Below are 26,794 nucleotides of genomic sequence, written 5' to 3'. Positions count from 1 at the left end.
AAAAATTCATTTGCGCCAGGAAAAAGCCGTCTCCGTGCCGCGTGTCGAGCGTTGGTGCAGCACGTATCCGACAGCCGTTATCGGCGCCGCTAGAGCGTAAAGTATCTTGCGGCGACGACGTCCGAAACGAGAAAATGCGATGTCGTGAAACAGTGCCGTCACCGGGTTGATAAATGTGGCGCGGCGTTCCGGAACACGGTCGAAGAGCGCTGCGAGTTCGGGATCCCAGTAGCCGCGACGAACGTGACCCCATTCCTGCATCAGTTCGCTTTCATGCGGGCAATAGGGCTTCATGATGCGGAAATACGGGTAATGCCACTCCGCATGTGGCGTCGAGACAAGAACATACCCGCCTGGGCGCACGACCCTCAAGGCCTCTTGTGCGGCACTACGGTCATCCTCGATGTGTTCAAGCACGTCGAAGAGCGTCGCCACGTCGAAACTGTCATTCGCGAAGGGGAGGTCACAGGCATCGCCGCAGACGAAGGTCGACCTCGCCCAATCTGGCTGGTGGTTGCCCAACTCGGGATCGAGATCGAGGTTAACGACTTCAGCGTTCGGATAGAGGATACTTGCCATCCCGCTGCGCCCGCCTCCAATTTCGAGTATCCGGCCGGGCCCGTCGATCGCCGCGGGCGCGACGCGATGAATTGCGCGCATCTTCTCACGGTAGAAAAGGCCGTCGGTCAGAGCGTTTGGAAAGGGATTTCGAGACAGGAATTGTCCGAGCGGCGCCTTGCGGATCATCGATTTTCTTCCTCAACCAATTTGATGTTCGCCGTTTTCGCCAGCCGAAACGGACGAGGAATTGAAGACCAGCCAGCCAGCCTTCGACCTCTGCCGCGAGGATCCTGGTCCTGCCGGGGGGGCCTTCGAAAAGCGCCTTGACGAATGTTCTCAAAAAATATGCGGGCAGTTGCTTCCAGATGCGATCGATGTTTCCGCGATCGCCAAAATTGTCATATTGCGTGACAAGAGCTGCGACGTGGCCCTTCATGTAGGCTCTTATTTGCTGTCTGAAGCCCGGCCAGTCGCGGCGATGATGATGGAAGACAACGGCGCGAGGTTCATACAGGCAAGTCCCTCCTGTGGCTAGCAGCCGGTACCATAGCTCCGAATCTTCGGAACATCCGGCAGCACCGGCGCCGAGGCGCTCGTCGAACGAGCCTACCCGATCGAAGGCTGATCGCCGGAAGGCCATGTTGGCTCCGGCTCCGATTTTCCAGACATGCGCTCCGCTTGGCCGAGTCTCGTCGAAAAAGCGGCGGTCGAAGAGAAGCGGCACGAAGGTGGTCCCAAAACCGCCCATGTCGAACTGGAAGCGGCGTTGGGCGATCGTATCGAGCCGGGCTGGCAGCACCAGGCCGGTCAGGGCCTCGACGTCCCTTTCTTCAAAGGCGCGTGCGATTTCGGCAGTCCAGCCAGGATGAACCTCGACGTCGTCATCCGTGAACGCGATGATGTCTTGATGGCTTTCCCGAATGCCGGCGGATCGGGCAACACTCAATCCAGGCCGCGGCTCATGAACGTAACGGACCTCAGGAAAGCCGATACATACCGGCCGAGCGCTGCCGTCGCGGGAGTTATCAACGACGATGACTTCGCCCGGGGCGCTGCGTTGCCTTGCAACGCTTTGAAGGCACTCCGCCAGGGCGGGGCCGCGGTCACGCGTGCAAATTACGACTGAGATGTGCTGGGCCGACGCTGACGACGCAGTTGCAAGTTCATCAAGGCGGCCGACAAGGTCCTCGGCCGCGAGCGCCCCCGTCAAACAGAGCGCGGACTTTGGCGATCCTTCATAGGTCGCCCGCAAGGGGGCGCCCAGCGGGGTGCTGCGGGCGGCCAATTGTGCTGCCGAAAATTCCGCCGCGAACTGCCGCAGACGTGCCTCGCTGTAGGGCAATTCGTCAGGCAAGGACGCTCGCATTCCCAGCGGCAAGTCCTTCCACCAGAAGATCGATAGGGAAGGGGTATCTCCCGCATCGGCGTCCGCACAGACGGAGCCGAGATCGATTTGCCTGACACGGAAGGCGTCGCCATTCACCGGTTCTGCTCCCGGATTCTCTGGACGCGGATACGTGAGCGATCATATTCGCCTGCCAGGCCGTAGATTCCACCCCACAACTCTGCAATGCCGAAACGCAAATCACGACCTTGAAGCTTGCGCGCGGCCCGTGCCAGCGCTTTCAGCCGATCGAAAAACCACCAGCAAACCATGCCACGGTGCCGTGCCTTGAGCTCTCCGTCGGTCCGACGGCTTTTGACAAGAAAGGCCATCATACCAAGTCCCCATGTCCAATATTGCCGTCTCAATTGCTCGATAGTCTCGCGATGCTCGTGGTAAACGGCATACTCCGGTTCATAGATCATGGGCCGGCCTGATCGCAGGACACGATAGAAAATGTCGAGATCGCCACCGCCAGGCAGCGGTGCTCCGGTATCGAGCGCTTCGTCGAAACCGCCCAGCGATACGAGTAGCGTGCGGTCGAAAGCCATGTTGCAGCCGGCGCCGAGAATACCAGACCCTACCGGGTGCAGCGCATTGTCGAATCGGGTGTTGTGGAATTCATTACGCCTGAAGCCGCGGCCAAATCCGCCCCTTCGTTCGAAAAAGATCTGCGCCTCGGTGTCCAGGCGAAGCGGCAGCACCAAACCCGTAAAGCCGCCGGCACCGGGATTGTCCCGGCAGGCTTTGGCAAGCCCGTCAAGCCAGTTGCGGTCGACGACCACGTCATCGTCAAGATAGGCAATCAGGCCACCGCTGGCCGAATGAAGAGCGGCGTTTCGTGCAAAATCTAGCCCGGGCCTCGGTTCGAATACATAGAGAACGTCCTTGAAGCGCCCGACTGCTTCGCGCGTGGACGAATCCACAGACGCATTGTCCACCACGACGACTTCGACGCTCGGAAAAGCGGTTCCAAGTCGGATGCTGTCGAGCGAACCCAGCAACCTCGAAAGACGTTCGGCGCGGTCTTTCGTACAAATCGCGATGGAGAGGCTCGGCAGGGGCAATTGCCCAACCGGTCTTCGCCGCAGCAATTCCTTATCCATCTTCGCAACCAAGATCCGATCGGCGAAACGTTCATCGGCAATGGATTTCAGTTGCTCCGCCGACAGGATCGCGGCGGAGGCGAGCGCGATCATCTCAAAGCCGACAAGCCGGCCCTGCCAGCGGGCAATGAGACCAACGCCGTCGTGCTCTGGCGCAAGCTCAACCGGGGCCAGCGGAATTGACAGTTCGATGTCGACAATCTTGTAGCCCATCGCCTTAATTCGCACCCATGGCAACACGACCGTTTTGAAACTCGTGAAGTTTTGAAAAATGGCCCGCTCGCTTCAGGAGTTGATCCGGCGGACCAATCTCGATCACGCGTCCTTTCGACATCACGATGATCTGGTCAGCGGCCTGGACGGTGGACAGGCGATGCGCAATGACAACCACGGTGCGATTGTGCGAATATTGCTCGAGGGCGATCTGGAACGCCTGTTCCGTCCCGCCGTCGAGCGCATTCGTGGCTTCGTCCAAAAGGAGAATGTCAGGATTGCGAAGTATGGTCCGGGCCAGGGCGATCCGCTGCCTCTGGCCCCCCGACACGCGCATTCCCTGGTCGCCGATCTGCGTCTCGTAGCCCTCCGGAAGCGAGCGGATGAAATCGTCCGCCTTCGCAATGCGGGCCGCTTGGCTCAGTTCATTCTGACCAGCATCGAAATCGCCGTAAGCGATGTTGGCAGCGATGGTATCGTTGAAGAGGTACACCTCCTGGGACATCAGCGACAGCCGCTTGCGCCAACTGCGCAACTCGAAACATGGAAGCGGCATACCGTCGGCAAGGACTTCCCCCGACGTCGGATCCATGAAGCGAAAGAGCAGGGCCATGACGGTTGACTTGCCGGCACCCGACTCGCCAACGATTGCCGTAGTCTTGCCGGCGGGGATACTGAAAGAGACATCCTGTAGCGCCAAAGGCTGATCGGGCGCATACCGAAAGCAGACATCGCGAAATTCGACGGCGGTCTTGAGCGCGGGCGCCGGCAGATAGCCTTGGCTGAGAAACGGCGTTTGCGTTGTGCGCAGGTACTCGTCCACATCGTCAATCGCGCCCGCAAGCCCGTCCAGCGCAATCTTCGACTGCAGCAATTCCCGTGTGGGACCTTGGAGACGATAAAGCAGCGACAGGAAAGCGGCGAGAGCCGCGATTCCTATGCTTGCGGATTCGGCAATGAGAACCAGTGCACCGATCAGGATCGTGATCGAGATCTCCGAGACAGGCCCGGGGGTCGCCCAAAGCATGTCGAGCCTCAACAGACGACGCCTTACCCTGTCCGATGTCTGAACGAACCGGTCATGCTCGTAGGATTCCTGTGCGAAGGCACGNAACAGACGACGCCTTACCCTGTCCGATGTCTGAACGAACCGGTCATGCTCGTAGGATTCCTGTGCGAAGGCACGCATCAATTGCAATGAATTGATACTTTCCCACATCCTGAGGCCGAACTGCTTGTTTTCCTCGACGACGGCCTTGCCGGTCTCGTCAGCGCGTCGCGTGGCCAGACGAATGGCCATTGCTGCGAAAAGCAGGAAAATCATCGAAAAAAAGGTCAATCGGACCGAGATCAATAGCATCAAGAGAACGAAGACGCCGAAGGTACAAAGGCAGACCATCAATCGGTAGGCCAGGCTCAGGCCTTGGCTGACCTTCCAGGTATTGTTGGCAATCGTCGTGATGATGTCCGTTCGTCTGTTCTCGACACGGTAGTCGATGCACGAACTTATCGTCTGATCGAAAACCCTGGATCGCAACCGGTGCGCGACGAGGCCGTCGATGTATCTGGTTACCCAGGTGTTGGCGAGATGGACTGCATTCTTGAGGACGATGCTGACGCAAAGCGCTCCGACCAGGAAGGCGGTTAGGTAATGATGCGGAATGGGCGACAGGATTCTATCAAACATCGGTTGCCATCTACCGGGCTGAGGCGGCGAGGCTCCGAGGCTCTGCAGCAGGGGAATGAACAGAACGAGACCCGTACCTTCCAGAACCGCTGCGAGCAGTCCAAGCCCCACCACGGTCGGCCCAGCCCAGGCTGGCGCCGCCGCCAGGCGAAAGAGCCGCCGCAATCGCACGACCAGTCTCACCAGATGCTCTCTGCGTAGTGGGGTTGGAACTCGGCGTTCTTGTTTCGCATCCTTTTCATCCGGATTTTGACCCACCGAGGGACCAGCCGGGCTCGGCAATAAATGTCCATCATTCTTGGCAGGCGAGAAATCGCCGTCCCTGGCTCCATAAGGAAGAGTTTCTTCATCAGGCCATACGCTGCCGAAAGCCGCCCACAGATCAAGGCTCTTACGGCGAGCCAATGCAGCATGTCGATCAGATGATCGTCGAGATCGTCCCCGAACTGCGGGTACTTCTGGCGAAACTCGGCAAGGACAATTTCACAAGAACGAAGCATCTGCATGACATCGCTCGACATGTTGGCGTTCGTCATCCGGTAACCCACGAGGTACTGAGGAACGACGCGAAACTCGTAACTTTCGGCTATTCTGAGGCACATCAGCAGGTCCTCGCAGCCTTGTGCGTTCCTAGCTCTCAAGGAAGGGTCGAAGCCTCCCGCTCGCTCGAACGCGGCGCGACGGACCAGCATTGAACTTCCGTTGCCAACAAAATTCGTCCTGCACATGCGTTGGAGCACGCGACCCTCGGCATCGGGCCGGTTATGCAATGAGAATACCCGGCCGTCGCCGTCTATATCGGCGAACCAGCAATATGCCAGGCCTGCCGAAGAGCCGCCTTGCTGTAAGGTGCACATCTGAAGCGCGATTTTGGAGGGGGCCCAAAGATCGTCGGCGTCGACAAAAGCCAGGAACTCCGCATCGGTAGAAGCAACTCCACGATTGCGCGCTTTCGCAACGCCGCCGTTCGACTGCCTTATCAAGCGGATACGGCGATCCTGTTCAGTGTAGGAGGCCACAATCGAAGCAGAAAGGTCTGTCGAGCCGTCGTCGACGACGACAATGTCCAGCGCCTGGTGGTGTTGCCCGCAGATGCTGTTCAGGGTCGCGCGAATCGTTCAGCATTGAACATCGGCACCACGACGCCCACCGTGGTATTGTCTTGGATCATGGGCCTCTGTTGTCTCCGCGAACAGTTGGCTATGCAGGCACTGTAACCGGGCGCCCGGCGAGCTTCTCAGCGACGCGCACCCCTGACTTCGATGGCTCTGCCGACTGCGCGTGGTGCAGGAACCTGGACGGTGTGAGTTATGGCGACATGCTGCACTGCAACACAAAATTACACCGCAATGCGCAATATTGCTAATTTAATTATCTCTGATTGCGCTTTGCACGATCAGTTTTTCTTACGGCTCGAAACAGCGCTTGAACCGCAAGACAGCGTCTTGGCGCGCTGATCACCCCGGCCCAAGCCAGACAGCACGGCGACCAAACCCGCCAGCTACGCCACGCGGGATACGATCCCGCGGCCTTGGAGCAGGGGACTTGCCTACATCGCACATGTCGTCGATATGAAGGTCGATGAGTTCGCCGAAGGTTTTCAGGCGCGCTATTCGGGACTTTGTCGGCGTCTCACCGCGATCCGCTTGGCGTCGGTTGCCCAACGCCGTGCGTCGTCTCGGCGCAGGAAGGTCTCGCTGACGTAGCCACCTTTGCGACGGACTTGGACACGCCAGGAACCGGACGAGAGTTTTGTGTAGGTGGCCATATTTTCGTGCGCTCCGTGTGCACTGAGAGACGAAACGTGGCGAAAAGGGTCGTATTCTGGCGTAAATTCGTGTGCACTCGGCAGGTCTAACGATTTGATGTTAAAGAAAAAATGCTGAAAAATCAAGGTCATAGACTGGCTATTGCACCCATGATGGACTGGACGGACCGGCATTGCCGGTTCTTTCATCGCCAGCTGACGACACATGCACTGCTTTGTACCGAAATGGTTGTGGCCGACGCGGTCATCCACGGCGCGCGAGAGCGGCTGCTTGGCTTCGATGAGGTGGAACATCCCGTCGCCCTGCAACTTGGCGGCTCCGATGCGGCAAAACTTGCCGAAGCGGCGCGCGTTGGCGAAGCCTTCGGTTATGACGAAATCAATCTCAATGTCGGCTGCCCGTCCGACCGCGTCCAGTCGGGCACGTTCGGCGCCTGCTTGATGAAAGTACCCGACCTCGTCGCAACCTGCGTCGCGGCGATGAAGGCGGCGGTGACGGTGCCAGTCACGGTCAAGTGCCGCATCGGCGTAGACGAACAGGATCCGGAGCCGGCGCTCGATGCACTGGCGAATGGGGTTTTCGATGCCGGCGCCGATGCTTTGTGGGTGCACGCACGCAAGGCGTGGCTGGAAGGGCTGAGCCCCAAGGAAAATCGCGACATCCCGCCGCTCGACTATAACAGGGTCTACCGGCTGAAGGCTGGTAAACAAAACAAATTCATTGGCATCAATGGCGGTATTCAATCTCTTGACGAGGCGCGGCTGCATCTCGACCATGCCGACGGAGCCATGCTCGGCCGCGCCGCGTACCACACACCAGGCATTCTGGCCGGCGTTGACGCCGCCTTCTACGGTGCGCGGTCGGAAGCGTTCGATTTCGCGGCACTGATCGATGCGATGGCGGATTATGCGGCGCGCCATATCGAACGGGGCGGCCGGCTCGGCCATGTTACCCGCCATATGGTCGGCCTGTTTCACGGGCTGCCCGGCGCGCGCCGCTACCGTCAGATCCTGTCCACCGACGCAACTCGACCCGGGGCCGGGGCGGATATGCTGAAGATGGCTTTCGCCGCTGTCGAACTCGGTGGAGCGGCCGCCGAAGCGGCCTGAGCTCAGTCCCTGAGAATCATTCGGTCGCCGCGCACGTCGAAACCCGACAGCGAACCGATGAAATTCATGCCGAGCAGGCTTTGGCTCAGCATGCCGGGGGCGGCGATCATCACCGGCATATGCTTGCGCACGATGCCGCCGATCGCCAGTTCGTCGGTTTTGACCGCCGCGGCGCGCGCCATGCCATTGGCGGTCGAAACCGGTATCGTGTAGTTGAGCGCCGCGGGATTGAAGCCTGAGGCCTGGGCGTCCTCCGAACTCAGCACCGTGCTGGTGGCGCCGGTGTCTACAACGGCGCGAACCGGGTTGCCGTTGACCAGGATGCGCGCTTCGAAATGACCATTGTCGGCCTTGTCCAAGGTCACGGTGGCGTGGCCGTCTTCGACACCGAGCGCCAGCGGGCTGCCGGGAACGAGACCGGCGGTCACCCGGCTGGCGACGTCCTGCAACTCGTAGCGATATTGATAGCCGGCGATCAGCGCGAGCACGATAGCCGCCCAGGCGCCGAGGTTGCGGGCCATTGCTCCCAGCGGAGCCGACCGCAGCAAGCCGGCGCCGATAAGGGCGCCGAAAGCCCCAAGCCAGATCAGCCGGCCAAAATCGTGGTTCTCGACGCCGAACGTGCTGCCGGCGGAATCGTTGAGCATGAGCAGGGCTGCCCCGACACCGATCACCGCCATCACAATCCAGAACAGCCGGCTGCTCACTCGTCCCTCGCTAGAGTGCGTCGCGTTCGCGTGCCATGCGGGTGCGGCGCGTTTCCCGGCGCGGCCGGCGCTCGACGGTTTCAAGCCGGGCCGGCAGTTCGGCCATCACGCTCCGGCGCGTCTCGGGCGTCATCCCTATCCAGGCGCCGATCTCCTCGCGCGTGCGGCCGCAACCGAAGCAGAAGCCGGTTTGCATATCGATCGAACAGACCAGGATGCAGGGAGATTCGATGGCCGTCATGACTTTCTCTCGAGAGACCCGGTCCGGAATCCGCTCTTCCATCTCCACATGGTGCAACGGCGCAGCCAATGCAAGCCCTCCCGATTGCGCCTTCCGTGGCCGCCTTTGCGGCAAACCAGGAAGGACGATCGAGGAGGTTGTGCCGAGCACGCAAGGCAGCTATTCCGCTCCTCTGCTCCAGGAACCATTGTTCGCGACATGACCAGTGCACTGCCTTTCGACGATTTCCGCGACCTGCTCGGCAATCTGCCATTAGCCGACCTCAAAGCTGAAGCGCGCGTGCGCGCACTGTTTGCCAAGGCCGGCAAGCCTGAAAATTCGCTTGGCCGCGTCGAGGACATCGCCGCATGGCTCGCGGCCTGGAGCGGTCGCGCTCCGCCTGCCGCGACTAGGCCCCTGATGGCTGTCTTTGCCGGCAACCATGGCGTTGCCAGGCATGGCATTTCGCCGAGGCCCGTGGCGGCGACCGCCAACGCGGTCGAGCTTTGCGCGGCCGGCGGTGCGGCGATCAACCAGATCTGCATTGCCAACGACCTCGGTCTGAAGGTGTTCGATCTTGCCCTGCACATCCCGACCGGCGACATCACCGAGGACGCAGCGCTCGATGAGCGCGGTTGCGCCGCCACCATGGCCTTCGGCATGGAGGCGATTGCCGGCGGCACCGATCTGCTTTGTCTCGGCGATCTCGGCGTCGGCAACTCCACCGTCGCCGCCGCCCTGCTCGCCGCGGTTTTTGGGGGCAGGGGTGTCGACTGGGTTGGCCCGGGATCCGGCGCCGATGCGGCGATGCGGGCTCGCAAGGCAGAGGTGGTCGATGCGGCGCTGGCCTTTCACGGCCGCGATCTCGAAGACCCGCTTGAAGCGCTGCGCCGGGTCGGCGGCCGCGAGTTCGCCGCGATAGCCGGCGCAATCCTTGCCGCGCGAATGCAGCGGATACCGGTACTGCTCGATGGCTTCGCGGCAACGGCAGCCGCGGCGGTGCTGCATGCAGCGAACCCCGCAGCGCTTGATCACTGTCTTCTCGCCAGCCTGTCGCCGGAGCCCGCGCATGCAAGGGCCGCCGAGCGCCTTGGGCTGCGTCCGCTGCTCGATCTGGGGATCGGCCACGGCGAAGGGGCAGGAGCCGCTCTGGCGGCTGGGCTGGTCAAGGCGGCGGCACTGACCAGTTCGGGCATGGCGGCGGCTGTGCGGGGCTAGAATGTTGCAGCCGTTGGCCTGTTAACGCCTGGGATTCGGGATACGATAAACGACCGAGGTATATTTCGAATGGGAGCGAGTCCCGACTATCGAGCCGCCAAGGCCTTCGGCAATCCTTTTGCTCGCCACGTTCCCTTCCGCGACAGGATACTCGAAGCAATCGGGATTGAGCTCGTCGGATGCCCATGCCGCCAGAGCGGAAACGGCCTCCCGGCCGATGCCGTTTCCGTGTACGTCCTCCCTGATCCAAATTCCGATCTCGGGACAGGCAGTGGTGGCCGCATGAAGGCCGACAAGCCCCAGACAGCGACCGTCCGCCAACGACCGCACGACGAAATGCAGATCCGATCCGTCAAGCATCGGCGCCAACCAGGGTCGCCATACCTCGGCAAAAGCCGTTGGCGATCGAGGTGGTTCCCACTGCATGAAACGGGTGATCGCAGGGGTGATCGCGGCAAAGATCTCTTCAGCATCGTCGGCGGTAAACAGCCTCAGCCAAAGCCGTTCCGATTTGATTTCGACGCCGCTGGCATCCCAATCTGCCGTCATCGTGCTCTGCGTACCTTCTTCCAGTCGTCGACGCGGATCCGCAGCGTGCTACCGCCGTCGCGCGGCCACCGCCGCGGTCGGCAGCGCCGGCAGTTCTTCCATCACCCGGCTCAGCGGGAAGATGGCGATCGCCTCGGTGCCTTCGCGCAGCTTGGAATGAAGCTCGAACTCGCCGCCATGCATGGCGAGCAGCCCTTGCACGATCGGCAGGCCAAGCCCGGTGCCTTGCTCGGCGCTCTTGATGGCGATCGAACCCTGGCCGAAGGCTGAAAGCACGACCGGGATCTCGTCCTCGGGAATGCCCGGACCGTTGTCCTTGATCGAAATGTATTGTCCGCCGCCCGCCGTCCAGCCGACCCGGACGCGGATTTCGCCGCCGGTGGCGGTGAACTTGATGGCATTGGACAGAAGGTTGAGCGTGATCTGGCGCACGGCGCGCTCGTCGGCGAACAGGCGCGGCAATGTCTGTTCGAAATCCTGGAGGACGCGGATGTCCTTGTTGCGCGCCTTCAACTCCATCATGTGGCAGCAATCCTCGACAATGTTGAGCAACATGACAGGCTCCTCGTTGAGCTGATATCGGCCGGCCTCGATGCGCGATAGGTCGAGGATCTCGTTGATAAGATCGAGCAGATGCTGGCCTGAGTCATGCACGTCGTGGGCGTAGTCACGATAGGTGGGATTGCTCATCGGCCCGAGGACCTCGTTCGCCATCACCTCGGAAAAGCCGAGAATGGCGTTGAGCGGCGTGCGCAATTCATGGCTCATCGAAGCGAGGAAACGCGATTTTGCCAGGTTGGCGTCCTCGGCCCGCCGCCGCGCCTCGTCCGACATCGACTTCGCCGTCTCCACTTCGGCGATCAGCGCGTCCTTTTCGGAGCGGAACGACAACAGCAGCAGAGAGAAGCGATTGAGGTGACTGGCAATATAGGCGAAGAAAGGCAGCGACAGGACAAGCAACGCGGCCATGATGGTCCCGACCGGCATCCACGACTTGGTCGCGGCATAGGCGTAGAGCGCCACGGGAACCGCGAAGGTCGCCAGCAGTGCTCCGCTCAGGGAGGAGGCCATGAGGGCGGTCCCTGCCATGGCAAACAGCAGCACCACCGCCTGGACCGCCTGGAACTGGTCGACCTCGCAGGCCCCGCAGCCCAGCCAGACGAACCAGGCCCAGCCCAGACCACAAAGGAAGTGGCCGACCAGGAATTCCCTTCGCGTTTGCAAGGCGTTAAGTTCGGAAGCTTCCGTGCGCTCGATGCGCCGCGCCATGAAAACGACGATCGTATAAGAGATCAGTGTAAACAACGCCCAGAGCCCGATCTCATTGCCCACACCGGCCAGACGGCCGGCCGCGGCGATCGCCAGGACGAGCATCGGGATGACGACGGCACCGCTGGTCATCGCCTGGGCATGGAGCTTCAGCAGCTCGCGGTCGAAATCGAGATTGCCGGCCTGCTGCGAAAGACGGTCGCGCGTCTTGCGAACCGCGCGCGCGACATCGCTGTTGCGATGCCGTTTCCTGCGGTCCACAATGAACTTGTCCGCTGTGTTCGAGCGTTGCAAGGGCATCAAAAGCTTCAATTTATGCGCGCAGCGATTTCAAGGTGTTAAGCTACGTTCGAATGATTAACCAACCGTTTGCCATATGAGCCGTTCCTGGTCGCCAAGGTCGCGCCCGAGGTACGCGGCAGCGCACCCGAGAAGCCCGTGGCGCAAGCTGCTGGACTACGGGCTGACCGTCATCATTCTGGGGCTGCTGATCCTGCTTGCGGCGCGTCTCGATCGAGTGGAGACACGCAAGACTCAAGGTATAGCCATCATCAATGACGGCGATTCGATCATGCTTGGCGCCGAGCGCATCCGCATGCGTGGCATCGATGCCCCGGAATACACCCAGACTTGTCGCAATAACGGGGCCGATTATGCCTGTGGCACGCTGGCGCGCCAGTCACTGGTGCGGTTGATTGCCGGCAGGCCGGTCACCTGCAGCGGCTGGCAGCGCGACCGCTATGGCCGGTTGCTCGGCGACTGCAAGGCCGGCGGCACCGACCTAAACCGGGCCCAGGTCGAGGCCGGCTGGGCCGTTGCATATGGCGCTTTCGAAGGCGAGGAAGCGACGGCCCGCGCGGCCAGGGTTGGCATCTGGGCGGGCACGTTCGACCAGCCGCAGGACTGGCGCGACAGTCACCACGGCGGGGCCGTCGAGCGAAAACATGGCACACTGGCGTCCATGGGCGACGCGGCGCGCGAGATTTTTCGCTTCTGGTGAAGCGTGTCTGGCAGAAGGAAAAGGAGGATCGAAATGAAGCTGTTCGACGGCGGCCGGGCACCCAACCCTCGGCGGGTTCGGGTTTTTCTCGCCGAGAAGGGGATCGCGGTTCCGTTGGTGCCCGTCGACATGGGCGCGCTGGAGCACAAGCAGCCGCCGGTAAGCTCGCGCAACCCGCTGCGGCGCCTGCCGGTGCTGGAACTCGATGACGGCACCATCCTCACCGAATCCGTCGCGATCTGCCGCTATTTCGAGGAACTCCATCCCAAGCCGGCATTGTTCGGGAACGGCGCGCTTGGCAAGGCGCAGGTCGAGATGTGGCAGAGGCGGATGGAGTTCAACCTGCTCGCCAGCGTCACGCAGTCTTTCCGCCATATCCATCCCGCCATGAAGGAATGGGAAATCCCGCAGATCCCCGAATGGGGCGAGGCCAACAAGCCGAAAGCCGTGGAGTTTCTCACGTTGCTGGATGCTGAACTCGGTAGCCGTGAATTCGTCGCCGGCGACAGCTATTCCATTGCCGACATCACAGGTTTGATCGCGATNGACTTCATGAAGCCGGCACGCATCAAGGTGCCGGAGGAATGCACCAATGTGTCGCGGTGGCATCAGGCGATCTCCAGCCGGCCGAGTGCCGCCGCTTGAGCGTGGAACTGGACAGCTTCGCCACGACGGTCCGCGCTTGCCGCATCTGCGCGGACAACCCCATCGGCAAGCCGCTGCCGCATGAGCCGCGTCCGGTGCTGCGACCCTCTTCCAGCGCCCGCATCCTGATCGCCAGCCAAGCACCGGGAACCAAGGTGCATCTGTCGGGCATGCCCTTCACCGATGCTTCGGGCGACCGTTTGCGGACTTGGCTTGATGTGACCAGCGACGAATTCTACGACATCGAGAAATTCGCCATCGTGCCGATGGGCTTCTGCTTTCCCGGACAGGACGCCAAGGGCGGCGACCTGCCGCCGAGGCGCGAATGCGCCCCGGCCTGGCGCGCGCCCTTGATGGCGCTGATGCCGAGGATCGACCTGGTGCTGACGATCGGGATCTACGCGCAGTCCTGGCATATGGGCGCGGCGCGGCGCGCCTCGCTGACGGAAACGGTGATGGACTGGCGCGCCATCTGGGAGAATTCCGTCGGCCCCAAAGTGCTGCCGCTGCCACATCCATCCTGGCGCAACACGGGCTGGTTGAAACAGAATCCGTGGTTTGAAATGGAATTGCTGCCTTTCCTGCGCCCGGAAATTCGCTATCGCCTGGGTTAGGCATTGAGCAAGAAATCACTCGCTTTCAACGCCGAGGACAGAATTTCTTTCTTGTGAACGGCCCAAATAAAAGGGAATATAGCGAAATTGTTCCACCAGGAGCCTCCGATGGATCGCCTCGACCGAAAAATTCTCCGCCTGCTGCAGGAGGACGCGACGCTCGCGGTCGCCGACGTCGCCAAGAAAGTTGGCCTGTCGACCACGCCGTGCTGGCGGCGCATCCAGAAGCTGGAGGAGGAGGGCGTCATCAAGCGGCGCGTCGCCATTCTCGACCACGAGAAGGTCAATGTGCGGGTCACCGTCTTCGTGTCGATCCGCACCAATTCGCACAGCCATGAATGGCTGCGCCGGTTTTCCGAGGTCATCCAGGAATTTCCCGAGGTGGTCGAATTTTACCGCATGAGTGGCGACGTCGATTACCTCTTGCGCGTCGTGGTGCCCGACATCGCCGCCTATGACGCCTTTTACAAACGGCTGATCGCGAAGATCGAGATCCGGGACGTGTCGTCGTCCTTCGCCATGGAGCAGATCAAGTACACGACCGAAATCCCGCTCGACTATATGGTGCTGGACAAGGAGTCGGGCGCGAACGCGGCCTGAGCCCGCCGTTCAATTCTTCTTCTTGTTGAGGAAGCGCCAGGGCGAGTTCACCGGCAACACAACGGAGTCCGGAACCGTGTCGACGCCCACGATATCTGCCTTGCGCACGGTGTAGCCGGACTGGATGAGGCTGACGCCGTCGAGAATGAACAGTTGGCTCTTCTCCATGTCCGGCTTCAGGGCGCCGGTGACGGCAACCGACTGGTAGGCCCCGGACATCTTGTAGGGATGGGCTGGTGTGACCAGCACGATCTGGTTGGGCGGAGGCGTCGGCATGTGGCTGCACGCACCCGTCCATGGCACCAGCAGGAACTGATAGACGAGATCTCCGTCGCGATCGACCGGCAATGCATAGCCGGCCAACTGTATGATCTTGTCGTACAGGGCGACTGAGAGTGTCTCGCCATGATCCGGCAGTTTCGCCGCGATCATCGGCAAGCCGGCGTCTTCGGCGATGGCCTGCGTCGCCGGGCGCAGATCCTTCCAGAAGATGTGCGTGGTCTCGGCCGAAGCGCCCGCGGTGGAGAGCGCGAGCGCGGCCGCAAGCGCCAGGATCGCTTTAAAATGGTTCATGGTCGCATCCTTTGCGGGCGAGTAAAGACGCCGCTGTCGGTGGCGTCAATGCTCGAGCCGCATCACCTGTCAGCGAGAACCGGCCGCGGCAATCCTCGCCCTGTCAGGTCTTTCTGGCGGCGAGGCGTTCGTGGGTTTTGGCATGCGAAAGTTCTTTTACCGCATCCTTGCCGATCCAGCGCGCCGTCCTGTTCGCGGAGTTGGCAAGTTCCTGCGCCAGGGCAAGGGCAGGGCCATGCAAACCCACCGACCGTTTGCCGATTTGCCGCAACGCCCAGTTGACCGCTTTCCTGACGAAATTGCGCTCGTCGCGGGAATGAGCCTCGACTAGCGGCAGGTAGGACAGAAACGTCGCGTCCGGTTCCTTTTTCAAATGCACTGACGCCCATGCCAGCATGGCGAAGGCCGTGCGGCGAACGAATTCGCGCTCCTCGGCGGCAAACTCCTCGACCAGCTGGCGCCAGAACAGCGTATCCACGAACAGATCCGAGACGGTGTCGACGATCTCCCAGGAATCGAAATCGCCGGCCCAGCGGCGGCACTCTTCAATGGTGATCTTTTTCGGCTCGCCGGTGAAGGCCGCCATCAGCCGTGCTTCGCGAACGCCGCTGTCCCACAGCGCCAGGGATCGCTCGTGGTTGCGTTTCAGCTTGCGCGCCAAAGGCCGCAAATCCGCATTGGCGACACCGAGCGCGGTCGCGGTGTTGATACCGAACCGCCCCATGCCGGCGCGGATTTCCTCGGTTCCGATCGAGTGCAGATGGGCGACGATGTCCTGCGCGGTCCAGCCTGGAACGGGCGCGGACACTGCGCCTACCTCTCCAGCCGCGCCAGCAGCGAAGACGTGTCCCAGCGCTTGCCGCCCATCGCCTGTACGTCCTTGTAGAACTGGTCGACCAGCGCGGTCACCGGCAGCCTGGCCCCGTTGCGATCGGCCTCTTCAAGGCAGATGCCGAGATCCTTGCGCATCCAGTCGACGGCGAAACCGAAGTCATATTTGCCGGCGTTCATGGTCTTGTGCCGGTTTTCCATCTGCCAGGAACCGGCCGCGCCCTTGGAAATCACCTCGATGACCTTCTCAATGTCGAGACCTGCCTTCTTGCCGAAATGGATGCCTTCCGAAAGCCCCTGCACCAGCCCGGCGATACAGATCTGGTTGATCATCTTGGTGAGCTGCCCGGCGCCCGCCGATCCCATCAGTCCAACCATGCGAGCAAAAGCGTCGATAACTGGCCTGGCCCTGTCGAAGGCGGCCTCATCGCCGCCGACCATGACGGTCAGCACACCGTTCTCGGCGCCGGCCTGGCCACCGGAGACGGGCGCGTCGAGAAATGAGAAGCCGCCCGATTGCGCGGCTTCGGCCAGTTCGCGCGCGACTTCAGCCGAAGCCGTGGTGTTATCGATGAAGACCGAACCTTTCTTCATCGACTTGAAGGCTCCCGCGGGGCCTGTGGTCACGGAACGCAGGTCGTCATCGTTGCCGACACAGGAAAAAACGAAATCCTTGCCCTCGGCGACCTGGGCCGGCGTCGCGGCAAAGCCGCCGCCATGTTGGGCGACCCACTGCTCAGCTTTGGCCTGGGTGCGGTTGTAGACGGTCACTTCGTGGCCACCCTTGTTCTTCAGGTGTCCGGCCATGGGATAGCCCATGACGCCAAGACCGAGAAATGCCACCGATGCCATGCCTTGTCCTTCCGACGGAAAAGAGATTTCAGCTGCGGAAGCTCTAGGCCATGCGACGAATTCGTCAAGGCGCGCGCTGCGGCATCGACTGGCACAGGCCGATCGGGAACGGCTCAGCGATTGAGGTGGATCGTAATCCTGCGCTCGATCCATTCGACGCCATGGCGCAGGATTTCGACCATCACCAGATAGACGATGGCGACCCAGACATAGGCCTGGAAATCGAAGGATTTGGCGTAGGCAAGCTTCGCATTGCCCATCAGGTCATAGACCGTGATGATGGCGACGATGGCCGAGGCCTTGATCATCAGAACCAGTTCATTGCCGTAGGGCCGCAAGCCCACGATGAACGCCTGCGGCAGGATGACCTTGCGCAGCGTCTGCAGCTTGTGCAGACCGAGCGAGGCAGCACCTTCCCATTGGCCCCTGGGAACACTCTCGATGGCGCCGCGGAGGATTTCGGCCTGGTAGGCCGCGGTGTTGAGCGCAAAGGCAAACACGCCGCAGTTAAAGGCCTCGCGGAAGAACCACCACAGCCCGATGGACTCGAGTTGCAGCCGGAAAGAGCCCAAGCCATAGTAAACGAGGTAGACTTGGACGAGCAGCGGTGTGCCGCGGAAGAAATAGACATAGCAATAGGCAAGGCCGGACAAGAACCGGTTCTTCGACATGCGGCCATAGGTGACGGGCAGCGAAAAGATCGCGCCGGCCACCATCGAGATCGCGACGAGCGACAGCGTGGTCCACAGTCCCTGCAGATAGGCGGGTGCATATCTGGCAAAGAACTCGCCATTCCAGGCGTAGACGAGATAGGCGAGGATACCGAGGCCGAAGAGGATCCAGAGGCCGACGAGTGCGTAACCGACGATGCGGGTGCGCGGCCAGCCGCGTGCCCGCGGCGGCGGGCGGTCGACCGAGATCGCTTCCGTGACGCTCATCGTGCCTCCCTCCGCCCTAGCGAGCGCAAGATGAACCCGGTCGCGATGGAGGACAGGATCGCCAGGACGAGGAAAACCAGTGCGGCGACGCTGTAAAACAGGAAGGAATGCTTGGTGACACGTGCCGCCACGCCGGCATTGCGCAGGAGATCGGAAGAGCGTCGNGAGGACAGGATCGCCAGGACGAGGAAAACCAGTGCGGCGACGCTGTAAAACAGGAAGGAATGCTTGGTGACACGTGCCGCCACGCCGGCATTGCGCAGGGTTTCAGCGAGGTTGACGACCGAGACGAGGGCGGTGTCCTTGAGCAGGCTCAGCCAGCAATTCTCAAGGCCGGGAAAGGCGATGCGCAGCAGCTGCGGCAGGATCACCTTGCGCATGGTAAGCCATTTCGACAGGCCGATTGCGTAGCCGCCTTCATACTGGCCCTTCGGAATGGCGCGAAAGGCGGAGAGGAATACCTCGCTGGCGTAGGAAGAAAAGATCAGCGACAGCACGATCATGCCTGCGATGAAGCTGTCGACATCGATCGTTGCCTCCGGTTTGAAGAGGCGGATGACGTATTGCAGCAGGATGGGCATGCCGAAGAAAAACAGGAACAGCGTCACCAATTCCGGCAGGCCGCGAAACATGGTGGTGTAGATGTTGGCGGCCAGCCGCAGCGACGGTTCTTCGGACTGCTTGGCCCAGGCCACGAAAAAGCCGATCGTCAGGCCGATCGGCAGCGTTGCAAGCGCGAGCGCGATGGTGACCAACGCACCATAGGCAATATCGTCACTCCAGCCCTCCGGTCCCCAACTGAGCAGCGTCCATATGCTTTGGACTGGCATTGACTGGCCTTACCCCACGGCGCTCCCGAGATGAACAAGGCGGCAGGGAAACCCCGCCGCCTTGGCAATGATGATCAGGACTCGGCGCCGTAGACGTCGAACTTAAAGTACTTGTCGTTGATTTCCTTATATTTTCCGTTTGCGCGGATGGCGTCGATGGCGGAATTCAACTTGTTGACCAGGTCGGTATCGCCCTTTCGAACGGCGATGCCGGCGCCAGGTCCGAAAATTTCGACAGGTTGCGGCGAGGGCTGGCCGAGAATCTTGCAGCAGGCGCCTTCAGGCGAATCCAGAAACTGCTGCAGCACTACGATATCGTCCTCGATGGCGTCGAGACGGCCATTGGCGAGGTCAGCCTGTTCCTCGGGGCTGCTCGGATAGCCCTTGATGGTGCTGTCCGTGTAGGTCTTCGAGGCATAGTTGAAATGGGTTGTCGTGGTGGCGACGCCGATATTCTTTCCGGCGAGGTCTTCCTTGGTCACGCCCTTGAGCGGCGAATCCTTCGGCACGGCGATTGCCGACGGGGTGTTGTAGTATTTGTGCGAGAAGTCGACCTTCTCCTGCCTCTCCGGCGTGATCGACATCGAGGCGACGATGGCGTCGAACTTGCCGGCCTGAAGTGCGGGAATGATGCCGTCCCAATCCTGGGCGACGAAGGTGCACTTGACCTTCATCTCATCGCAAAGCGCCTTGGCGATGTCGATGTCGAAGCCGACAAGCTGGCCGTCCGCGGTGAGGTTGTTGAAGGGGGGGTAGGCGCCTTCGGTGCCAATCCGCAGGGTCTTCTCCTGGGCCTGGGCTACGCCGAGCGTCAGCAGCGCAGCCGATGCGGCGAGCGCGATACGCAGTGCAATACGCATGATAGTCCTCTCTTTATGGTCCCGGCCGTCGTTCCGAAACGGCTCTGTGGGGCTGTGCTTTTTGACCGCCCGCTGAGCCGATACTCCCACTCTTTCCAAGAAAAAAGCAACCGCAAAACCGCCGAAACCGGTAATGGGCTTCTACCGTTACGTTACTTCTCAAGCAACGAGGCCGGTCGTGCGCTCGATGAAGTCGGCTATGGATTTTGCGTCGTCGAGGTCGAACACCGGCAGGCTCTGGTCGGTGATAGCGAAATCCGCGGCGACGGCGACAATATTGGGATCACCCACCGCAAGCGGCGTACGGTCCTTCGCTTCCAGCCGCCTCGTTTCGATCTTGCGGTGGGATTCGCGCTTGTAGCCTTCGACCAGCACGATGTCGCAGGGGGCGAGCCGCGACAGGATGGCGTCCAGCGGCGGCTCTCGCTCGCCACGCAATTCGTGCATCAGCGCCCAGCGATTGCCCGATACTATCGCAACCTCGGTAGCACCCGCCTGCCGGTGGCGGAAGCTGTCCGCGCCGGGCTTGTCGATGTCGAAATGATGATGAGCATGTTTGACCGTCGAGACCTTCCAGCCGCGCCGCACAAGCTCCGCGACCAGCCTTTCCGTCAGTGTGGTCTTGCCGGAGTTTTTCCAGCCGGTGATGCCGAAGATGCGTCTGTTCATGGCGACATGCTCTGCAACAGCTGTTCGGCCTGGGCAAGATCGTCCGGGACATTGATGTTGAAGAAAGGATCGATTCCGACGGATTGCCGGACAGGGAATTCCACGTCGACATGGCCGTGTTGTTCGATAAAGGCCGACACGCGCCTGTTGTCCTGATCGACCAGGAAATGCCGCAAGGCATCGCGGCATCCGGTTGGCCACAGCGCGAAGGTCGGATGCCGCCGGCCCGCCGAAGAGGCGACGGCGATAGAACCGGGATGTTCATCCGCTGCCGCCGCCAGACGGTCGACGAGATCCAGCGGCAGGAAAGGCGTGTCGCCGGCCGCGGTGACGATCGGCTTGCAAGGCAGTGCGGCGGCGGCCCATTCCAGGCCGGTCAGGATTCCGGCAAGCGGCCCGGCAAAGCCTTCGATGGCATCGGCAAGCACCGGCAGCCCGAACCGGGCGAACCGCGCCGGATCGCCATTGGCGCTGAGCGCCAGGATCTCGAGCTGCGGGCCAAATCGCGACAGCACCTTGTCGAGCACGCAGCCGCCGCCCAGCGGCAACAACGCCTTGTCGCCACCGCCCATCCGCCTCGACTGGCCACCTGCCAGGATGATCCCAGCGATATCCCGCTTCATGCCATCCAGCCTGTACGCCAGCCGGGGGAAATCGCAAGCGGCTTCAAGGGGTGCTAGAGTCCTTCCGGCGCCATGGCCGGGCCGGTGCTTTCGGCGACGATCTTCCGCCGGCCGACCATCCGCTCGCGATAAAGCGTATAGAGCCCCGAGCCAACAACTATTGCCGCGCCGGCAATCATCGGCACGTCCGGTATGTCACCGAAAATAGTCAAGCCAAGCAGTATCGACCAGAGGAGCGCCGTGTAGCGGAACGGAGCGATGAAGGAGATCTCACCCGATCGCATCGCCATGATGATGAATTGGTAGCCGATGAGCACCAGCACCGCGGCCAGCGCCAGCAGCACCGTGCTTTTGCCGGTCATCGGTGTCCAGCCACCCATCGGCGTCAACAGAAACGCACCGACGACGGTCATGGCCAGCGCGGTGGCGGTCGAGACCAGCATCGTCGGGATGGCCTGGGGGATGCGCTTGGTGGCAAGGTCCCGCACCGTGCAGCAGGCGACGGATGCCAGCGCCACCAGCGAGTAAATGCTGAAGCCCTCGAAACCCGGCCGCACGATGATGATGACCCCGGCAAACCCGATAGCGATCGCCAGCCAGCGCCGCCAGCCGACCGCTTCACCGAAAAACAGCGCCGCGCCCATCGTCACCGCCAGCGGCAGCGCTTGGAGAACGGCTGAAACGCTGCCGATCGGCAAATGGGCGAGCGCGACCAGGAAGGACACGGTAGCGCCCGCTTCGCCCAGGACACGGACCGCCACCAGCGGCTGCAGCATCAGGCGCGGCTGAAAAAGTGCGCCACGTTGTCAAGCCAGCAGTCCGACGAACAGCGAGGCGAACGCCCCTCTGATCAACATGACCTGCGCCATGGTCATCGACTCCGAAGAGTATTTGGTGATGGCGTCGTTGAGCGTGAAGCCAACCATCGCCACCACCATGAACAACGCGCCGCGAAGATTTGGGGAAAGGGGCAAGACATCTACCGTTGCTTTGGCAAGCAAGCCTGTAACAGCCCACCACGAAACAGCAACGGCAAAGGGCTGGGCCAGGACCGGATATCTATCTTCGCCGGCGTGAATCTTCTGGGCGAGATACGAATTCTGTCGGAAGGCGGCATCGCCTCCCGACATGGTGCAGATGAGGGATTGTCTACTTCTTGGGTGTCAGCACCTCGGTGCCGTTCCCCTCCTTGCCGGCGATGGTCCACAAACCATGCAGCGACCCGTCATCCTCGACCTTGTAGACGACGAGGCCGATATCCTTGCCCATTGCGTAGCCAGCTGAGAACGCGTTGTCGTTGCGCATGCAGATGCCATCGGAAGAAGAACCGCCCGTCTCCCAATGGATCGTGCAGGTGGTGCCGCTGGTCAGCGCGATGGTGGCTTCGCCGCCATAGGACGAACCATCGAAATTGGTGCCGGCGACGGTGTAAGTGCCGCCGATCGACTGGGCAGCCGCCGGCAGGGTAGCCAAGCCGAGCAAGGCAAAAGCGAGAAGGAGTTTGCGCATGATGTAATCCCCCGAGAACGCGATGAATCGCTACGGGGCGGAGGGTAGGCGGGAAACCATGACCAGTAAATCAGACCGACATTTGCCGACAGATATTTGTTTGCGGTGTGGCTAAAATACTCTTGGCCCGAACGGTTCATGGTCCCTTAAGGCTGCCAGCGATGGCGCCGACCAGCGGGTCATATTTCGATTTCAGCGCCGGCGGATAGTCGATCCAGACCGTGCGGATGACGCCATCCCCGCCAAACAGCCGCCGCTCGTAAAAAATCTTTCCGTTCTTCACGCCCGACAGCACGGCCCAATCCTTGCCGGCCTTGCCGTAGGTGACCTTGTAGCCAGGCTCATTGCTCGTCTTTTCGCCGACGACAAAGTCTTTCGGCGTCTCATGGTCGATGTCTGGGATGCCGGAGCATGTCAGGCTGGCCCCGTCCGCGCTCAGCCATACCTGGCCGTCGCCGTTCTCAGGCTCGGGCNCTTGTAGCCAGGCTCATTGCTCGTCTTTTCGCCGACGACAAAGTCTTTCGGCGTCTCATGGTCGATGTCTGGGATACCGGAGCATGTCAGGCTGGCCCCGTCCGCGCTCAGCCATACCTGGCCGTCGCCGTTCTCAGGCTCGGGCTGGCGATCGGTGAAGATATCGTCGCGGAAGGTGCAAACGGTGCCGAAGCGCTCGTTCACGTAGGTGAATTGCGCGGCAAACGCGGTATTCGCCGAGACCGCGGCAAGAGATATGACGATTGAGTAGAGCCGTCGCATGCCTTACCCCGGAGCCGATCATTGCAAGGCGTTCTCGCACGGACAGGCGACAAGGTCAGCCGCCCGTGACACTCATGTGCCGAGACACCGACGGACGGCTGGTGCGGCGGTCGATGATGAAGTCATGGCCCTTTGGCTTGCGGCCGATGGCTTCGTCTATAGCGTCGGCAACCAGTTCATTGCCTTCGGACGCGCGCAACGGGGTGCGCAGGTCGGCTGCGTCTTCCTGGCCAAGGCACATATAGAGCGTGCCCGTGCAAGTCAGCCTGACCCGGTTGCAGCTTTCGCAGAAATTATGCGTCATCGGCGTGATGAAGCCGAGTTTTCCACCGGTCTCGGCGACTTGGACATAGCGGGCCGGGCCACCGGTCTTGAAGGGGATGTCGGTCAGCGTGAACTGGCGCTCGAGCGATGCACGCAGCAGCGACAGCGGCAAGTACTGGTCGGTGCGATCGGCGTCGATCTCGCCCATCGGCATGGTTTCGATGACGGTCAGGTCCATGCCGCGGCCATGCGCCCAGCGCATCATTTCGGGCAGTTCGGCGTCGTTGAAATCCTTCAGCGCCACCGCGTTGAGCTTGACTTTCAGTCCAGCCGCCTGGGCGGCATCAATGCCCGTCATGACCTTGCCAAGATGACCCCAGCGGGTGATGGCGTGGAACTTGTCGGCATCGAGCGTGTCGAGCGAAACATTGATGCGCTTGACGCCGCAATCGGCGAGCTCGGCGGCGAAGCGCGAAAGCTGCGAACCGTTGGTGGTCAGCGTCAGTTCTTCCAGTGCGCCGCTGTCGAGGTGCCGCGAAAGCTGGCGCACCAGATGCATGATGTTCTTGCGCACCAGCGGCTCACCGCCGGTGAGGCGCAACCGTTTGACACCCTTTTCGATGAACACGGTGCAGAGCCGGTCGAGTTCTTCTAGCGACAGCAGGTCCTTCTTGGGCAGGAAGGCCATATCCTCGGCCATGCAATAGGTGCAGCGGAAATCGCAGCGGTCGGTGACCGACACTCTGAGATAGCTGATCGTGCGACCGAAGGGGTCGATCATGTTCATGTTCGAGCGTTTCCGTGGCCGTTAACGGCGCCGTTATATACAGCTATGTGATACGATGCAGCCCGCCATTCAAGATAGCAGGCCTAGATCTTTGGTAACATTCCGCGACCGACATCGCGTGTCGGCACAATCCCATACCTTTTCGCACGGCGCGAAGCAGCGTAGGGAAGGGCAAATTCATGCAGGATCGACCATGACGGCGCCGAAAGAACTGAGGGTCTCCAAGGACCGCAAGCTGCTCACCGTGACCTTTCCCAGCCATCAGCCGTTCGAGCTGCCGGCGGAACTGCTGCGCGTGGCGTCCCCTTCCGCGGAGGTGCAGGGCCATTCGCCCGAACAGCGGGTGACGGTTCCCGGCAAACGCGATGTGGCCATCCTGAAGATCGAGCCGGTCGGCAATTACGCGGTGCGCATCACCTTTGACGACTTCCATGACACCGGCATCTTCACCTGGAATTACCTGCACACGCTCGGCCACGAGAAGCATGCGCGCTGGAATGGCTATCTCGCGGAACTCGCCGAGAAGGGCCTGAGCCGCGATCGTTAGCCGCCATTGCGTCGTCAAAACGTCACCGATCGGGAGTAGGGCGGCGGAACGGGAGACGAAAAATGTCGGTCATCACCACAGTCGAACAACTCGAAGCCAGTTACGGATTGCCGGGCGAGGCCTCGGTGGTCAAGGAACTCGACCATGTCATCCCAGAATACGCCGCCTTTATCGAAGCCTCGCCCTTTGTCGCGCTAGCCACCAGCGGTCCGGAGGGGCTGGATTGTTCGCCGCGCGGCGATCTCGCGGGCTTCGTGCGCATCGTCGATGCGAAAACGCTGATGATGCCGGACCGGCGCGGCAACAACCGTGCCGATTCGCTGAAGAACATCATCAGGGATCCGCGCGTCGCCCTGCTGTTCCTGGTGCCGGGCTCCGGCACGACGCTGCGCATCAACGGACGAGCCCATATCACCACGGACCCAGCGCTGTGCGCGTCGTTCATGGTCGACGGCAAGCCGGCGCGTTCGGTCACCGTGATCGATGTCGATTCGGTCTATTTCCAGTGCGCTCGCGCCATCGTGCGGTCGGAACTGTGGAACCCCGCCAAGCATGTCGACCCGAAGTCGCTGCCGACACCCGGAAGGATTTTGGAAATCACCAGCCTCAAGAATATCGACGGCGAAACCTACGACAGGGAGTGGCCGGAGCGGGCGAAGAAGTCGATGTGGTGATCGCCTGAAAGGGCGATCACGCCTCGTTCAGCACGTCATAGATCTTGCGCATCTGCTCGCCGATCATGTCGCATTGTTCCGGCGTCGACTGGCTCATCGCCTTCTCGATCAGCGCCATATGCACTTTCAGCGCCCGCATCAGCAGCGCCTCGCCGGTTTCGGTCAGCGTAAGCCGCAAGATGCGCTTGTCCTTCTCATCGCCTTCGCGCCGCAGCAGGCCACGCGTCTCCAACTGCGGCAACAGCATGGTGATGTTGGAGCGGCCCACGAGCAGCTTGCGGGCGAGGTCGTGCTGCGACATGCCTGGGTGACGGTAGAGGTTCATCAGCACGTCGAGCTGCGCCGGCTTCAGGTCGAGCGGCGCAAGTTTCACCGCGAGCGTGCGCTCCAGCACATGGCAGGCGCGCGCCACCGCGACCCAGTTGCGAAAACGCGGGTTGTCCCAGGGTAGCTCTTGTTTATTGTTCATCTTTGAACTATTATGTTCATGCTTGAACGTATGGATGGATTCTGACTATGGCATCATTCGGGCTGAAGGTCATCCGAGGTGTGTTTGGTGCGGCCGAACATGTCGCGCCGCGCATCACCGGGCGCGCGGCTTTCGAATTGTTCTGCCGTACGCCAAGCACCAGGACACTGACCGAGGGCGAGCGCCGCGCCATCGACCGCGCCGCGGAGTTCATGGCCGAGGCGCGCCATCACCGGCTGAAGACCGCGACCGGCTGCGTCATGGTTCATGAATTCCGCCCCGAGCCGGGCCGCGAGTCCGCCGGCACCGTCCTCGTCATCCATGGCTGGCGCTCGCGTACCGAATATATGCGCGTGCTGATCGAAGGTTTTCGCGCTGCCGGCTACAAGGTCGTCTCGCTCGATCTTCCCGGTCATGGCCATTCGCAGGGCAGGCACCTGAACATGGTCAATGCCGTCGAGGCCGCAAGAATGGCCGGCGAATGGTTTGGGCCGTTCGTGGCTGCCGTCGGCCATTCCTTCGGAGGCGCCGTTGCAGCCAATGCGATCGCCGGCTCCGTCAAGGACATCCCACCGCTGTCGGCCGCACGTCTTGTGCTAATCGCGGCACCAAGCTCGCTGCCGGCAATCTTCGCCGACTTCAGCCGGATGCTCAATGTCGGTCCCCGCTCGCAGGTCGCCATGGCTGACCGCGTCGAATATCTCTCCGGCCGGCCGCTGCACGAGTTCACCGGTGACCGGCAGCTCGCCCAGGCGCCCGTGCCGACGTTGGTCATCCACGCGCCCGACGACCGGGAGGTGCCGGCTGAACATGCACGACGCTATGCCGGCGCCGGCGACCATGTGCGGCTGCACTGGGCCGAGGGGCTCGGCCACCGCCGCATTCTGACCGACAAGGGCGTGGTTGAACGCGCCGTCGGCTTCATGACCACGCAGCAGAACCCGTCGCTGCTCAACTGAGC

29 protein-coding genes and 2 pseudogenes are annotated in these 26,794 nt (G+C 61.6%); 9 read left to right on the top strand and 22 right to left on the bottom strand.

The genetic code is table 11. The annotated features are described in order from the left end of the window. Positions 1-6 precede the first annotated feature (6 nt). From X742_RS147920 to X742_RS01000000170400, 5 genes are all read right to left on the bottom strand, one after another. Complete coding sequence (locus X742_RS147920) at positions 7-747, bottom strand: class I SAM-dependent methyltransferase (RefSeq protein WP_031248193.1); 741 nt, start codon at positions 745-747, stop codon at positions 7-9. After that, a complete protein-coding gene (locus X742_RS1000000172835) occupies positions 665-2,044 on the bottom strand; it encodes a glycosyltransferase (protein WP_084569589.1) in 1,380 nt (459 codons plus the stop codon). The genes X742_RS147920 and X742_RS1000000172835 overlap by 83 nt, the downstream gene beginning before the upstream one ends. Further along, a complete protein-coding gene (locus X742_RS147935; protein ID WP_023773760.1) occupies positions 2,041-3,264 on the bottom strand; it encodes a glycosyltransferase in 1,224 nt (407 codons plus the stop codon). Before X742_RS147935 ends, X742_RS1000000172835 begins: the two co-directional genes overlap by 4 nt. A gap of 4 nt (positions 3,265-3,268) precedes the next feature. Next, the gene (locus tag X742_RS147940) at positions 3,269-5,209 is read right to left on the bottom strand and encodes an ABC transporter ATP-binding protein (protein WP_245275589.1); all 1,941 of its coding nucleotides are present in this window, start codon (positions 5,207-5,209) and stop codon (positions 3,269-3,271) included. Next, entirely contained in the window at positions 5,131-6,015 is an 885-nt protein-coding gene (locus X742_RS01000000170400; RefSeq protein ID WP_245275594.1) for a glycosyltransferase family A protein, read from the bottom strand. The genes X742_RS147940 and X742_RS01000000170400 overlap by 79 nt, the downstream gene beginning before the upstream one ends. 815 nt (positions 6,016-6,830) lie before the next feature. On the opposite strand from X742_RS01000000170400, the gene dusA reads away from it, so the two are divergent. After that, positions 6,831-7,829 carry a tRNA dihydrouridine(20/20a) synthase DusA gene (dusA, locus tag X742_RS147945; RefSeq protein ID WP_023773758.1) on the top strand — a complete coding sequence of 333 codons (999 nt, stop codon included), beginning with the start codon at positions 6,831-6,833 and terminating at the stop codon, positions 7,827-7,829. Between the two features lie 2 nt (positions 7,830-7,831). Here the strand turns inward: dusA and X742_RS147950 are convergent, their stop codons facing one another. Further along, positions 7,832-8,536 (bottom strand): TIGR02281 family clan AA aspartic protease, encoded by a 705-nt coding sequence (locus X742_RS147950; RefSeq protein ID WP_023773757.1) that lies wholly within the window; start codon positions 8,534-8,536, stop codon positions 7,832-7,834. A gap of 10 nt (positions 8,537-8,546) precedes the next feature. Further along, positions 8,547-8,777, bottom strand: a complete 231-nt coding sequence (locus X742_RS147955; protein ID WP_031241281.1) for a DUF1289 domain-containing protein — start codon at positions 8,775-8,777, stop codon at positions 8,547-8,549. Positions 8,778-8,975: 198 nt separating this feature from the next. Between X742_RS147955 and X742_RS147960 the strand changes: the two genes are divergently transcribed. Further along, positions 8,976-9,974, top strand: a complete 999-nt coding sequence (locus tag X742_RS147960) for a nicotinate-nucleotide--dimethylbenzimidazole phosphoribosyltransferase (RefSeq protein ID WP_023773755.1) — start codon at positions 8,976-8,978, stop codon at positions 9,972-9,974. A 21-nt stretch (positions 9,975-9,995) separates the two neighbouring features. Here X742_RS147960 and X742_RS147965 read toward each other — a convergent pair whose 3' ends face one another. Beyond that, positions 9,996-10,523 carry a GNAT family N-acetyltransferase gene (locus X742_RS147965; protein WP_023773754.1) on the bottom strand — a complete coding sequence of 176 codons (528 nt, stop codon included), beginning with the start codon at positions 10,521-10,523 and terminating at the stop codon, positions 9,996-9,998. A gap of 48 nt (positions 10,524-10,571) precedes the next feature. Next, a complete protein-coding gene (locus X742_RS147970) occupies positions 10,572-12,092 on the bottom strand; it encodes a HAMP domain-containing sensor histidine kinase (protein WP_023773753.1) in 1,521 nt (506 codons plus the stop codon). Positions 12,093-12,168: 76 nt separating this feature from the next. Here X742_RS147970 and X742_RS147975 point away from each other — a divergent pair, with 76 nt between their 5' ends. The 4 genes from X742_RS147975 to X742_RS147990 all read left to right on the top strand — a co-directional run bounded on the left by X742_RS147975 (position 12,169) and on the right by X742_RS147990 (position 14,651). Continuing rightward, entirely contained in the window at positions 12,169-12,792 is a 624-nt protein-coding gene (locus X742_RS147975; RefSeq protein WP_023773752.1) for a thermonuclease family protein, read from the top strand. A 33-nt stretch (positions 12,793-12,825) separates the two neighbouring features. Further along, complete coding sequence (locus X742_RS147980; protein WP_023773751.1) at positions 12,826-13,437, top strand: glutathione S-transferase; 612 nt, start codon at positions 12,826-12,828, stop codon at positions 13,435-13,437. Continuing rightward, on the top strand, positions 13,377-14,051 hold the full coding sequence (locus X742_RS147985; protein WP_032924315.1) for a uracil-DNA glycosylase family protein: 675 nt from the start codon (positions 13,377-13,379) through the stop codon (positions 14,049-14,051). Before X742_RS147980 ends, X742_RS147985 begins: the two co-directional genes overlap by 61 nt. A 108-nt stretch (positions 14,052-14,159) precedes the next feature. Then, the gene (locus tag X742_RS147990; protein WP_006205209.1) at positions 14,160-14,651 is read left to right on the top strand and encodes an Lrp/AsnC family transcriptional regulator; all 492 of its coding nucleotides are present in this window, start codon (positions 14,160-14,162) and stop codon (positions 14,649-14,651) included. 9 nt (positions 14,652-14,660) lie between these two features. On the opposite strand, the gene X742_RS147995 is transcribed toward X742_RS147990, so the two are convergent. The 12 genes and pseudogenes from X742_RS147995 to moaA form a co-directional block, all read right to left on the bottom strand. Further along, the gene (locus X742_RS147995) at positions 14,661-15,224 is read right to left on the bottom strand and encodes a DUF3299 domain-containing protein (RefSeq protein ID WP_023773749.1); all 564 of its coding nucleotides are present in this window, start codon (positions 15,222-15,224) and stop codon (positions 14,661-14,663) included. 103 nt (positions 15,225-15,327) lie between these two features. Next, the gene (locus X742_RS148000) at positions 15,328-16,032 is read right to left on the bottom strand and encodes a DNA alkylation repair protein (protein ID WP_023773748.1); all 705 of its coding nucleotides are present in this window, start codon (positions 16,030-16,032) and stop codon (positions 15,328-15,330) included. 5 nt (positions 16,033-16,037) lie between these two features. Beyond that, on the bottom strand, positions 16,038-16,907 hold the full coding sequence (locus X742_RS148005; RefSeq protein WP_023773747.1) for an NAD(P)-dependent oxidoreductase: 870 nt from the start codon (positions 16,905-16,907) through the stop codon (positions 16,038-16,040). Positions 16,908-17,020: 113 nt separating this feature from the next. Further along, a complete protein-coding gene (locus X742_RS148010; protein ID WP_023773746.1) occupies positions 17,021-17,845 on the bottom strand; it encodes an ABC transporter permease in 825 nt (274 codons plus the stop codon). 137 nt (positions 17,846-17,982) lie between these two features. Further along, positions 17,983-18,675: pseudogene (locus X742_RS148015) on the bottom strand (ABC transporter permease); the annotation flags it as partial. Positions 18,676-18,749: 74 nt separating this feature from the next. Beyond that, a complete protein-coding gene (locus tag X742_RS148020; RefSeq protein ID WP_023773744.1) occupies positions 18,750-19,535 on the bottom strand; it encodes an ABC transporter substrate-binding protein in 786 nt (261 codons plus the stop codon). Positions 19,536-19,694: 159 nt separating this feature from the next. Continuing rightward, a complete protein-coding gene (gene mobB / locus X742_RS148025) occupies positions 19,695-20,204 on the bottom strand; it encodes a molybdopterin-guanine dinucleotide biosynthesis protein B (RefSeq protein ID WP_023773743.1) in 510 nt (169 codons plus the stop codon). Beyond that, positions 20,201-20,827, bottom strand: coding sequence for a molybdenum cofactor guanylyltransferase MobA (mobA, locus tag X742_RS148030; RefSeq protein ID WP_023773742.1), 627 nt, complete (start codon positions 20,825-20,827; stop codon positions 20,201-20,203). Before mobA ends, mobB begins: the two co-directional genes overlap by 4 nt. A 53-nt stretch (positions 20,828-20,880) precedes the next feature. Further along, a pseudogene (locus X742_RS01000000170395) lies at positions 20,881-21,801 on the bottom strand (DMT family transporter). 175 nt (positions 21,802-21,976) lie between these two features. Next, positions 21,977-22,336, bottom strand: a complete 360-nt coding sequence (locus X742_RS148035) for a hypothetical protein (protein ID WP_023773741.1) — start codon at positions 22,334-22,336, stop codon at positions 21,977-21,979. Between the two features lie 136 nt (positions 22,337-22,472). Beyond that, positions 22,473-22,631 carry a hypothetical protein gene (locus X742_RS1000000175890; RefSeq protein WP_245275588.1) on the bottom strand — a complete coding sequence of 53 codons (159 nt, stop codon included), beginning with the start codon at positions 22,629-22,631 and terminating at the stop codon, positions 22,473-22,475. A gap of 516 nt (positions 22,632-23,147) precedes the next feature. After that, entirely contained in the window at positions 23,148-24,143 is a 996-nt protein-coding gene (moaA, locus tag X742_RS148040; RefSeq protein ID WP_023773740.1) for a GTP 3',8-cyclase MoaA, read from the bottom strand. Positions 24,144-24,336: 193 nt separating this feature from the next. On the opposite strand from moaA, the gene X742_RS148045 reads away from it, so the two are divergent. Then, on the top strand, positions 24,337-24,690 hold the full coding sequence (locus tag X742_RS148045; protein ID WP_023773739.1) for a DUF971 domain-containing protein: 354 nt from the start codon (positions 24,337-24,339) through the stop codon (positions 24,688-24,690). A 62-nt stretch (positions 24,691-24,752) separates the two neighbouring features. After that, positions 24,753-25,364, top strand: a complete 612-nt coding sequence (locus tag X742_RS148050) for a pyridoxamine 5'-phosphate oxidase family protein (RefSeq protein ID WP_023773738.1) — start codon at positions 24,753-24,755, stop codon at positions 25,362-25,364. Between the two features lie 16 nt (positions 25,365-25,380). Here X742_RS148050 and X742_RS148055 read toward each other — a convergent pair whose 3' ends face one another. Continuing rightward, positions 25,381-25,833, bottom strand: coding sequence for a MarR family transcriptional regulator (locus tag X742_RS148055; protein WP_023773737.1), 453 nt, complete (start codon positions 25,831-25,833; stop codon positions 25,381-25,383). Between the two features lie 47 nt (positions 25,834-25,880). On the opposite strand from X742_RS148055, the gene X742_RS148060 reads away from it, so the two are divergent. Then, on the top strand, positions 25,881-26,792 hold the full coding sequence (locus X742_RS148060) for an alpha/beta fold hydrolase (protein ID WP_023773736.1): 912 nt from the start codon (positions 25,881-25,883) through the stop codon (positions 26,790-26,792). The last annotated feature ends 2 nt before the right edge of the window (positions 26,793-26,794 follow it).

The organism is Mesorhizobium sp. LNHC229A00, assembly GCF_000502415.1.
Classification (GTDB): domain Bacteria; phylum Pseudomonadota; class Alphaproteobacteria; order Rhizobiales; family Rhizobiaceae; genus Mesorhizobium.
The sequence above is the reverse complement of the archived record's forward strand: the minus strand, read 5'-3'. Positions and strand labels throughout refer to the sequence as shown.

What these genes read in the sequence shown, in the direction of transcription:
- mobB (WP_023773743.1), bottom strand. Translation starts at nt 20,204, where the DNA reads ATGAACAGACGCATCTTCGGCATCACCGGCTGGAAAAACTCCGGCAAG.
- X742_RS147920 (WP_031248193.1), bottom strand. Translation starts at nt 747, where the DNA reads ATGATCCGCAAGGCGCCGCTCGGACAATTCCTGTCTCGAAATCCCTTT.
- mobA (WP_023773742.1), bottom strand. Translation starts at nt 20,827, where the DNA reads ATGAAGCGGGATATCGCTGGGATCATCCTGGCAGGTGGCCAGTCGAGG.
- X742_RS147995 (WP_023773749.1), bottom strand. Translation starts at nt 15,224, where the DNA reads ATGAACCATTTTAAAGCGATCCTGGCGCTTGCGGCCGCGCTCGCGCTC.
- moaA (WP_023773740.1), bottom strand. Translation starts at nt 24,143, where the DNA reads ATGAACATGATCGACCCCTTCGGTCGCACGATCAGCTATCTCAGAGTG.
- X742_RS148005 (WP_023773747.1), bottom strand. Translation starts at nt 16,907, where the DNA reads ATGGCATCGGTGGCATTTCTCGGTCTTGGCGTCATGGGCTATCCCATG.
- X742_RS147990 (WP_006205209.1), top strand. Translation starts at nt 14,160, where the DNA reads ATGGATCGCCTCGACCGAAAAATTCTCCGCCTGCTGCAGGAGGACGCG.
- X742_RS148045 (WP_023773739.1), top strand. Translation starts at nt 24,337, where the DNA reads ATGACGGCGCCGAAAGAACTGAGGGTCTCCAAGGACCGCAAGCTGCTC.
- X742_RS147975 (WP_023773752.1), top strand. Translation starts at nt 12,169, where the DNA reads ATGAGCCGTTCCTGGTCGCCAAGGTCGCGCCCGAGGTACGCGGCAGCG.
- X742_RS147985 (WP_032924315.1), top strand. Translation starts at nt 13,377, where the DNA reads ATGCACCAATGTGTCGCGGTGGCATCAGGCGATCTCCAGCCGGCCGAG.
- X742_RS148010 (WP_023773746.1), bottom strand. Translation starts at nt 17,845, where the DNA reads ATGAGCGTCACGGAAGCGATCTCGGTCGACCGCCCGCCGCCGCGGGCA.
- X742_RS147955 (WP_031241281.1), bottom strand. Translation starts at nt 8,777, where the DNA reads ATGACGGCCATCGAATCTCCCTGCATCCTGGTCTGTTCGATCGATATG.
- X742_RS147965 (WP_023773754.1), bottom strand. Translation starts at nt 10,523, where the DNA reads ATGACGGCAGATTGGGATGCCAGCGGCGTCGAAATCAAATCGGAACGG.
- X742_RS148050 (WP_023773738.1), top strand. Translation starts at nt 24,753, where the DNA reads ATGTCGGTCATCACCACAGTCGAACAACTCGAAGCCAGTTACGGATTG.
- X742_RS148020 (WP_023773744.1), bottom strand. Translation starts at nt 19,535, where the DNA reads ATGCGTATTGCACTGCGTATCGCGCTCGCCGCATCGGCTGCGCTGCTG.
- X742_RS148060 (WP_023773736.1), top strand. Translation starts at nt 25,881, where the DNA reads ATGGCATCATTCGGGCTGAAGGTCATCCGAGGTGTGTTTGGTGCGGCC.
- X742_RS147960 (WP_023773755.1), top strand. Translation starts at nt 8,976, where the DNA reads ATGACCAGTGCACTGCCTTTCGACGATTTCCGCGACCTGCTCGGCAAT.
- X742_RS147970 (WP_023773753.1), bottom strand. Translation starts at nt 12,092, where the DNA reads ATGCCCTTGCAACGCTCGAACACAGCGGACAAGTTCATTGTGGACCGC.
- X742_RS148035 (WP_023773741.1), bottom strand. Translation starts at nt 22,336, where the DNA reads ATGCGCAAACTCCTTCTCGCTTTTGCCTTGCTCGGCTTGGCTACCCTG.
- dusA (WP_023773758.1), top strand. Translation starts at nt 6,831, where the DNA reads ATGCTGAAAAATCAAGGTCATAGACTGGCTATTGCACCCATGATGGAC.
- X742_RS147935 (WP_023773760.1), bottom strand. Translation starts at nt 3,264, where the DNA reads ATGGGCTACAAGATTGTCGACATCGAACTGTCAATTCCGCTGGCCCCG.
- X742_RS148055 (WP_023773737.1), bottom strand. Translation starts at nt 25,833, where the DNA reads ATGAACAATAAACAAGAGCTACCCTGGGACAACCCGCGTTTTCGCAAC.